Annotated in this window: 6 protein-coding genes and 1 pseudogene; 1 reads left to right on the top strand and 6 read right to left on the bottom strand. The window is 35.9% G+C overall.

What is annotated here, in order from left to right:
- Positions 1 to 584, bottom strand: a 584-nt coding sequence (locus AC1DTM_RS16125; RefSeq protein ID WP_477000475.1) for an RNA-guided endonuclease TnpB family protein, incomplete at its 3' end; no start/stop codon positions are given.
- Positions 585 to 968: 384 nt separating this feature from the next.
- Between AC1DTM_RS16125 and AC1DTM_RS16130 the strand changes: the two genes are divergently transcribed.
- Positions 969 to 2,291, top strand: coding sequence for an MFS transporter (locus AC1DTM_RS16130; protein ID WP_477000476.1), 1,323 nt, complete (start codon positions 969 to 971; stop codon positions 2,289 to 2,291).
- A gap of 193 nt (positions 2,292 to 2,484) precedes the next feature.
- Here the strand turns inward: AC1DTM_RS16130 and AC1DTM_RS16135 are convergent, their stop codons facing one another.
- The 5 genes and pseudogenes from AC1DTM_RS16135 to AC1DTM_RS16155 all read right to left on the bottom strand — a co-directional run.
- Positions 2,485 to 2,961: a DUF6985 domain-containing protein gene (locus AC1DTM_RS16135; RefSeq protein ID WP_000723511.1), complete on the bottom strand. Its 477-nt coding sequence runs from the start codon at positions 2,959 to 2,961 to the stop codon at positions 2,485 to 2,487.
- 338 nt (positions 2,962 to 3,299) lie between these two features.
- On the bottom strand, positions 3,300 to 3,629 hold the full coding sequence (locus AC1DTM_RS16140; RefSeq protein ID WP_016103881.1) for a hypothetical protein: 330 nt from the start codon (positions 3,627 to 3,629) through the stop codon (positions 3,300 to 3,302).
- Positions 3,630 to 3,648: 19 nt separating this feature from the next.
- A pseudogene (locus tag AC1DTM_RS16145) lies at positions 3,649 to 4,482 on the bottom strand (EndoU domain-containing protein); the annotation flags it as partial.
- Between the two features lie 27 nt (positions 4,483 to 4,509).
- Complete coding sequence (locus AC1DTM_RS16150; RefSeq protein WP_016103879.1) at positions 4,510 to 4,809, bottom strand: contact-dependent growth inhibition system immunity protein; 300 nt, start codon at positions 4,807 to 4,809, stop codon at positions 4,510 to 4,512.
- 17 nt (positions 4,810 to 4,826) lie between these two features.
- The coding region (locus tag AC1DTM_RS16155) for an RNase A-like domain-containing protein (protein ID WP_477000477.1) at positions 4,827 to 6,433 on the bottom strand (1,607 nt) is incomplete at its 5' end.

Consider the following 6,433-nt stretch of genomic DNA (forward strand, 5'->3'; position numbering starts at 1 on the left):
TACAATTCAGCCATTGCGAAGTCTAATCCAACTACACGTTCTACTTCTTTTGGAGTGATTTCTTTTTCATATTCGGTCAAAATAGACACGTAATACTTACCAGTTGGTGTCATCGAAATCGTACACGATTTGATGATATGGTTTGGCGGTATTTCTCTATGTTGCTTCAGTCTCACCATTTTCAATTTCGGCAATTTGATATAACCATGAAATAACATAATATTTCCGTTAACTCGATTCGTTGTGTAGGATTTTCTACTCTTTTTACTTTTGAATGTAGGAAACTCACTTTGTCCACTAAAAAAATTCTTATACGCAGTTTGCAAATTTAATTGCACGTTGGCCAATGCTAAGGAATCGACTTCTTTCAACCATTCATACTCCACTTTGTATTTCGCAGGAGTAGGGAATTTTTGTTTCTTCAGTTCTTCCTTGTTCTCTTTGTATGCTTCGTATATTTCTTTCCGCTCAGTCAGCATTTTATTATACACAAAGCGTACACATCCGAATGTTTTACGTATGAGATATGCTTGTTCTTCTGTAGGATACAAACGAAACTTGTACGCCTTATTCTGCTTTGGCACATCCATTCACCTCACTTTTCGCTTCATTTCCCATAAGCTATGACGGTGATTACACAATCTGATTATTATCTACTTTCATTGTTATACCAAACTTTACCTCTTATAAGACTGATTATATCAGGGGCGAAATAAATAGGAAAACCAAATGTTTGGCTACGCCAAACCGAAATTCATCTCCCACCTACCGCTAGACTATCGTTTTTCACACGCTGGAGGAAGGAGACTTCTTTCGGATAATATGTTAAAACTCTCCATGTACATAAAGTACAAAAAGAATAAAAATGTCATAATATTGAGATTTTATTCCGAAGACAGTACAATTCAACTACATTGAACACGCTTTCATAATTATCATTTTATTTATAAGTAAGAGGAGGAATTAATATGGCTCAAGCAAAATCTAACCGAGTCGCCGGCAATATTTTTAAAGGTTCCGTCGGCAATTTAATTGAATGGTACGACTGGTACGTTTACTCTGCTTTCGCTGTTTATTTTTCAGCAGAGTTCTTTCCTAAAGGAGATCCAACGAGTCAATTATTGAACACAGCAGCTATTTTCGCAGTTGGTTTTTTAATGCGCCCTATCGGAAGTTTATTAATGGGACGCTATGCAGATCGGCACGGACGCCGGGCAGCATTAACGCTTTCCATTACAGTTATGGCCGGTGGTTCTTTAATTATCGCCTGTACACCTAGTTACGACAGCATCGGTATTATGGCGCCAATCATTTTAGTTCTTGCCCGTTTACTTCAAGGATTATCACTTGGCGGAGAGTACGGAACTTCCGCAACGTATTTATCTGAAATGGCTAGTAGTGGTCGCCGCGGTTTTTATTCAAGTTTCCAATATGTAACGCTCGTTGCTGGACAAATGGTTGCGTTAGGCGTTCAAATTGTTCTTCAGCAATTACTAAGCGAACCAGATATGAAAGCTTGGGGATGGCGTATTCCGTTCATTATTGGAGCGATGGGTGCAGTAGCTGTATTATGGCTTCGCCGCACGATGGATGAGTCGGAGCAATTCGCAAACATAAAATCACAAAAACGCGAAAGCGCAGGAACCATTAGCGCTCTTATGAAACATCCGAAAGCAGTATTAACAGTAGTCGGCCTAACACTAGGAGGCACTGTCGCATTTTATACGTACACAACATATTTACAAAAATTCATGGTAAACACAGTCGGCCTTCCGAAAGAAGTTGTAAGCTGGATTAACTTTGTCGCACTACTTATATTCGTTGTACTTCAACCGATTGCAGGGCTATTATCCGATAAAATCGGACGCCGCCCACTATTAATGGCTTTCGGTATTCTCGGAACGTTACTAACAGCACCGATCTTCTTCTTTATGGAAAAAACGACAGAACCAATGGTAGCATTTTTACTCATGATGGTCGGCCTCATTATCGTTACTGGTTACACTTCCATTAACGCAATTGTAAAAGCCGAACTCTTCCCAACTGAAATTCGTGCACTAGGCGTAGGTTTACCATATGCCCTAACAGTTGCGATATTCGGCGGAACAGCTGAGTTCATCGCATTATGGCTAAAGAGTATCGGGATGGAATCACTATTCTACTTCTATGTGGCAGGTTGTATCGCGATCAGCTTTATTACGTATTGGCGTATGGATGAATCATCGAAGACTTCGCAGATTGAGGCGGAGCTTGGTGGTGGGGATACACTAGCTAATAATAAGTCTAGTTAAAATTATGTATTCTATGTTCTTCTTTTACCTGAACTCGATTTACTTTATCTAAAAAAGCATAATTCATTCATATATAATTTAAAAACCTCTACTTATATGTAGAGGTTTTTGTATGACGAAAAAACACGTAGTTCCATTGTTATTTTACAAACCCAKCTTCTGTTCGATATAGTGACAGCACATAATTTGAAGTTTAAATAACGATGTCTTGATAACCAACTTCTACAACTTGCTCATTTTCAAATTTTACCCCGACACCGTCCTCTTCCCAGGTACAATTGAATATTAATCCCACTCTTCTAATTCCATCTTCAAAATCTGGTAATATAATTAACCCAACAGGTTCCACCAATTTTCCTAGTTCTTGAATAGTTGTTATAATCGGCGCTATTTTATCAGCAGATTCATCACCTACCATATCTCTATATTCCATATATTCTTCTTTATAATACTCGAATATTGCTTGTTCAGCTTCTTTTGTAAGTTTGTTTATATCAGTAATGAACTTCCTATATGCTTCTTCTTGAACTTTAGGAATTAAATCATCTTCTTCTCCATCAATAGTTAAAGAAACTATTTTTTCCTGCCCAAAAATAGTTATCTTTTGTTGTCCACTCCAATATAAATCGTGAACAATTTCACCAAATAATTCATGGTTTATTTTTTTCATAATTTTATTCTCCTAATTTTTCCTTCGATAACCAATTACACCTGTATTTTCCCAAATGAAAAACATAAACTCATGTTAAACTTTTCTTATTCTTTAGGAACACAGTTATTACATTTCCATTCTTATCAATAACTACTCTCAAATTGTTAATACGCCTTCAATTAGCTGTAACACCAATAGATTCTTTGAAAGTTTGTTCGTAACAAATAGTATGATTATAAATTTTAAAAATAAATGTTATAGTCACCCAAAATAAAAGGCGTGAGCTATCTAGCCCACACTTAAGAAGAGTCTTAATTTAAATGTTTTTATAAAAATTAATTTTTTAATTGTTATTTTTATACATTTTTTTGTACTTGTCCCCATATCTCAATTAAATCTCTAAGTTCAGTTGTTTCTATTTTACATATATTAGGATCATGATTAGAATATAAATCGACTAGTAGATTTTCTTCTTTTTTCACTTGAACTGCACATAGATTACCTTGAAATTCATTATATTCTTTTATATTGTTTAATACTTCATCGATTTGTTGTAACCACCATTTAATGGGAATCCCTTGGATATCATCTTCTAAAAATGTGGCTACAATTTCTATTTCTTTAGGTAATTCTATTTTTAAAGAATCTACATCTTCATATTTTGTTATTTTATAATCATATTTCATTTTTGGTACCTCACCATCTTTAGTACTTTGGATAAACAGTTATAATTTTATCATTAATAAGAACAAATCTAATTTCCATTCCCTCAGAAGTCTTACCAGAATATACATTGCCATGTCGATGTCTTTTATTATTAAAAGCCTCATAAATGGCTTCCATTACTTTAGTTCTATCCCAATGTTTTTGGAAAAAGGTCGATGGTGATTCCTTTAGAACCCCATTAACTTCGATTTCAGCAGTATATACACCAAAACGATTAGGTGGTGACTCAGTTCCAGGTTTTATTTTTCCGCCTCCCATCATACTCTCATGATGGTACCCACCAGGTTCTCTATTTCTATTAAAGTTTCCATGAAAAAGATGTTCAACAGCTTTATTATTCAAGAAAACATAATTAGGGTGTGCTTTGAATTTATCGAAGAATAAAAAAGTATCTTTAGCTTGTGTAAAAGTATTGCCTGTAATATTGGATTTTAAAGTAGTTCCACCAGCAAAAGCAAATTGGTCTTTCAATGGTATTTGATTCGAAACGGAAGAGATACCTTCTGAGAATTTTGCTAGATTCGCGCCTTCACCGAGTGTAGTTATTTTCCCTACTCTGCCTATCCCTTTATCCCCAATCCATCCTATCCCAACTTCCATAAAAATACTTGTTCCCCATTTTGCACGACTTTCTGCATCACCATGCCAAAAATCATTCACAAATGAATCAGAAAAAGTATTACACGCAGTAGATGCTGTCTCTAGGGGATTGCCTATAGCATACTTAATATTTTCTTTTGTTACTGTATCATCTAGTGAATTGAATCCTTCTACAATCCCTCCGATAACTTGCCCAGAACCAACATAAAGACCGCCTATTACGGGCGGTCGATTTTTTTATTAAGTGCTTTTTAATGCTTGTTTTAGCGTTTTAACTGTTTGTTCAAGCCATTCTAATGGTGTTATTTCTAATCCTTCAAAATATATCCCATCTGCAGAAAACTGTATGTACTCATTTTTTTCTTTATCACTATAATCACTTTGAATAAATTCAGTTAGAAAAATAATAGCGTCTTGTAAATATTCCGTACTTTCTTCTTCAAGTAACTCTTGGAGTGCTTCTTCGTAAAATGTATCTTGATGAAATGTTGCTGCTAAGAACTGATAAACCGGATCTTCTGGATTTTTTTTTAATAGCATATATTTCTTTCCTCCTATTAGTCAACTGGATAACCTGTTAAAATGAAATTTCCATTGCCGTCTTTTTTTAAGACAATTTTGGCATTTTTCATATCATGAGCTGTTGTAGCCCCTCTCCGTACTCCACGCCCAATAATATCATTATTATAATAATCCAACGCTATCGTAGAACGGCTTCGGGGATTATTTAACCAATCTCTAATAATTCGTTGGTTATTAGGGTCACTGAGGGTAGCATTAGCTACTTTCTCAGCGGTAGCCCTATCAGTAAAAGTTGATGACCCTGTTATTCTAGAATCATTCTGTAATCTTTGCAACAACTCTTCATCTGTTTTTCCTACGTGCCTTTTGATTAAATGTCCACCTCTAGCTTTATGCGCTTTTAGTCCGCCTCCTGGAGCAAGTAGACTGCTATCACCAGGTTTTACATTAAGAATATTTTCATCTCTAGCAAATTGATAGGTCGATAGCTTTTCCTCAACTGCTCTAAAATCTGGCGTATCAAATCTAGACCGCAAACTGCCTCCGCCAGCAAAAGCAAATTGGTCTTTCAATGGTATTTGATTCGAAACGGAAGAGATACCTTCTGAGAATTTTGCTAGATTCGCGCCTTCGCTGAGTGTAGTTATTTTCCCTACTCTGCCTATCCCTTTATCTCCAATCCATCCTATCCCAACTTCCATAAAAGTACTTGTTCCCCATTTTGCGCGACTTTCTGCATCACCATGCCAAAAATCATTCACAAATGAATCAGAAAAAKTATTATAAGCAGTAGATGCTGTCTCTAGGGGATGACCTATAGCATACTTAATATTTTCTTTTGTTACTGTATCATCTAGTGAATTGAATCCTTCTACAATCCCTCCGATAACTTGTCCAGAACCAACGTATATACCGTCCCAAACTTTTCGAAGCATAGATTTTTCAGGGGGGGTATCATACATTGTACCTTCTTCGATATTATCATCTGATAAATTATTATTTACAAAATTGTCCGCTTCGCGTGCCTTAGCTTCTGTCATTTTTTGAATGGAAGTCGTCCAGTTCATATTCAACCCCTGTGTACTAAATGTACCACTTACGGGACTAAAACCTTTTCCACTTTGGACTTCCGCTAAACCCATCGCAATGTTAGCGGCTAGTTGGAGGGCCGTATCATAATTACTACTAGAAGTATAATTAAATTCATATAGATGTTCTAGTTTTTCTTGCAGTTTTTGCCTCATGACATTAAAAAGATCCGCCAGAGCGTCCATACCCGGTATTGGCATAGTTTGAGTAATGGATTCCATACTTGCTTTCATTCGGTCAATTTCTCGAATTTGTTCTAATATTTCTTGTTCGATTACATCTGCCTGAGCTACTCGCGATTGAAAATCGTTTGGAAAGGCATTATTTTGATGGATTAGTTCTTCACATAAATAAATAATACCTTGCGCTAAAGGACGAAAGGTTTGTACAAAAAATGATTTTGCACTACTATATGTTTGTCCCTGTAAAACAGTATCAACTGTAAAAGCGTCAATCGACTGAATCGCTTGTTCCATACCTTGAATGGTAGCGTTACATACAGCATTCATGCTTTGAGTTTGGCTTTGTACTTCCCCCAAATACATATTTAAAC

Source organism: Bacillus sp. P4_D3 (genome assembly GCF_056401855.1).

Excerpts from the sequence above, each read along its gene's own strand:
- AC1DTM_RS16130 (WP_477000476.1), top strand. The coding sequence starts at position 969 with ATGGCTCAAGCAAAATCTAACCGAGTCGCCGGCAATATTTTTAAAGGT.
- AC1DTM_RS16135 (WP_000723511.1), bottom strand. The coding sequence starts at position 2,961 with ATGAAAAAAATAAACCATGAATTATTTGGTGAAATTGTTCACGATTTA.
- AC1DTM_RS16140 (WP_016103881.1), bottom strand. The coding sequence starts at position 3,629 with ATGAAATATGATTATAAAATAACAAAATATGAAGATGTAGATTCTTTA.
- AC1DTM_RS16150 (WP_016103879.1), bottom strand. The coding sequence starts at position 4,809 with ATGCTATTAAAAAAAAATCCAGAAGATCCGGTTTATCAGTTCTTAGCA.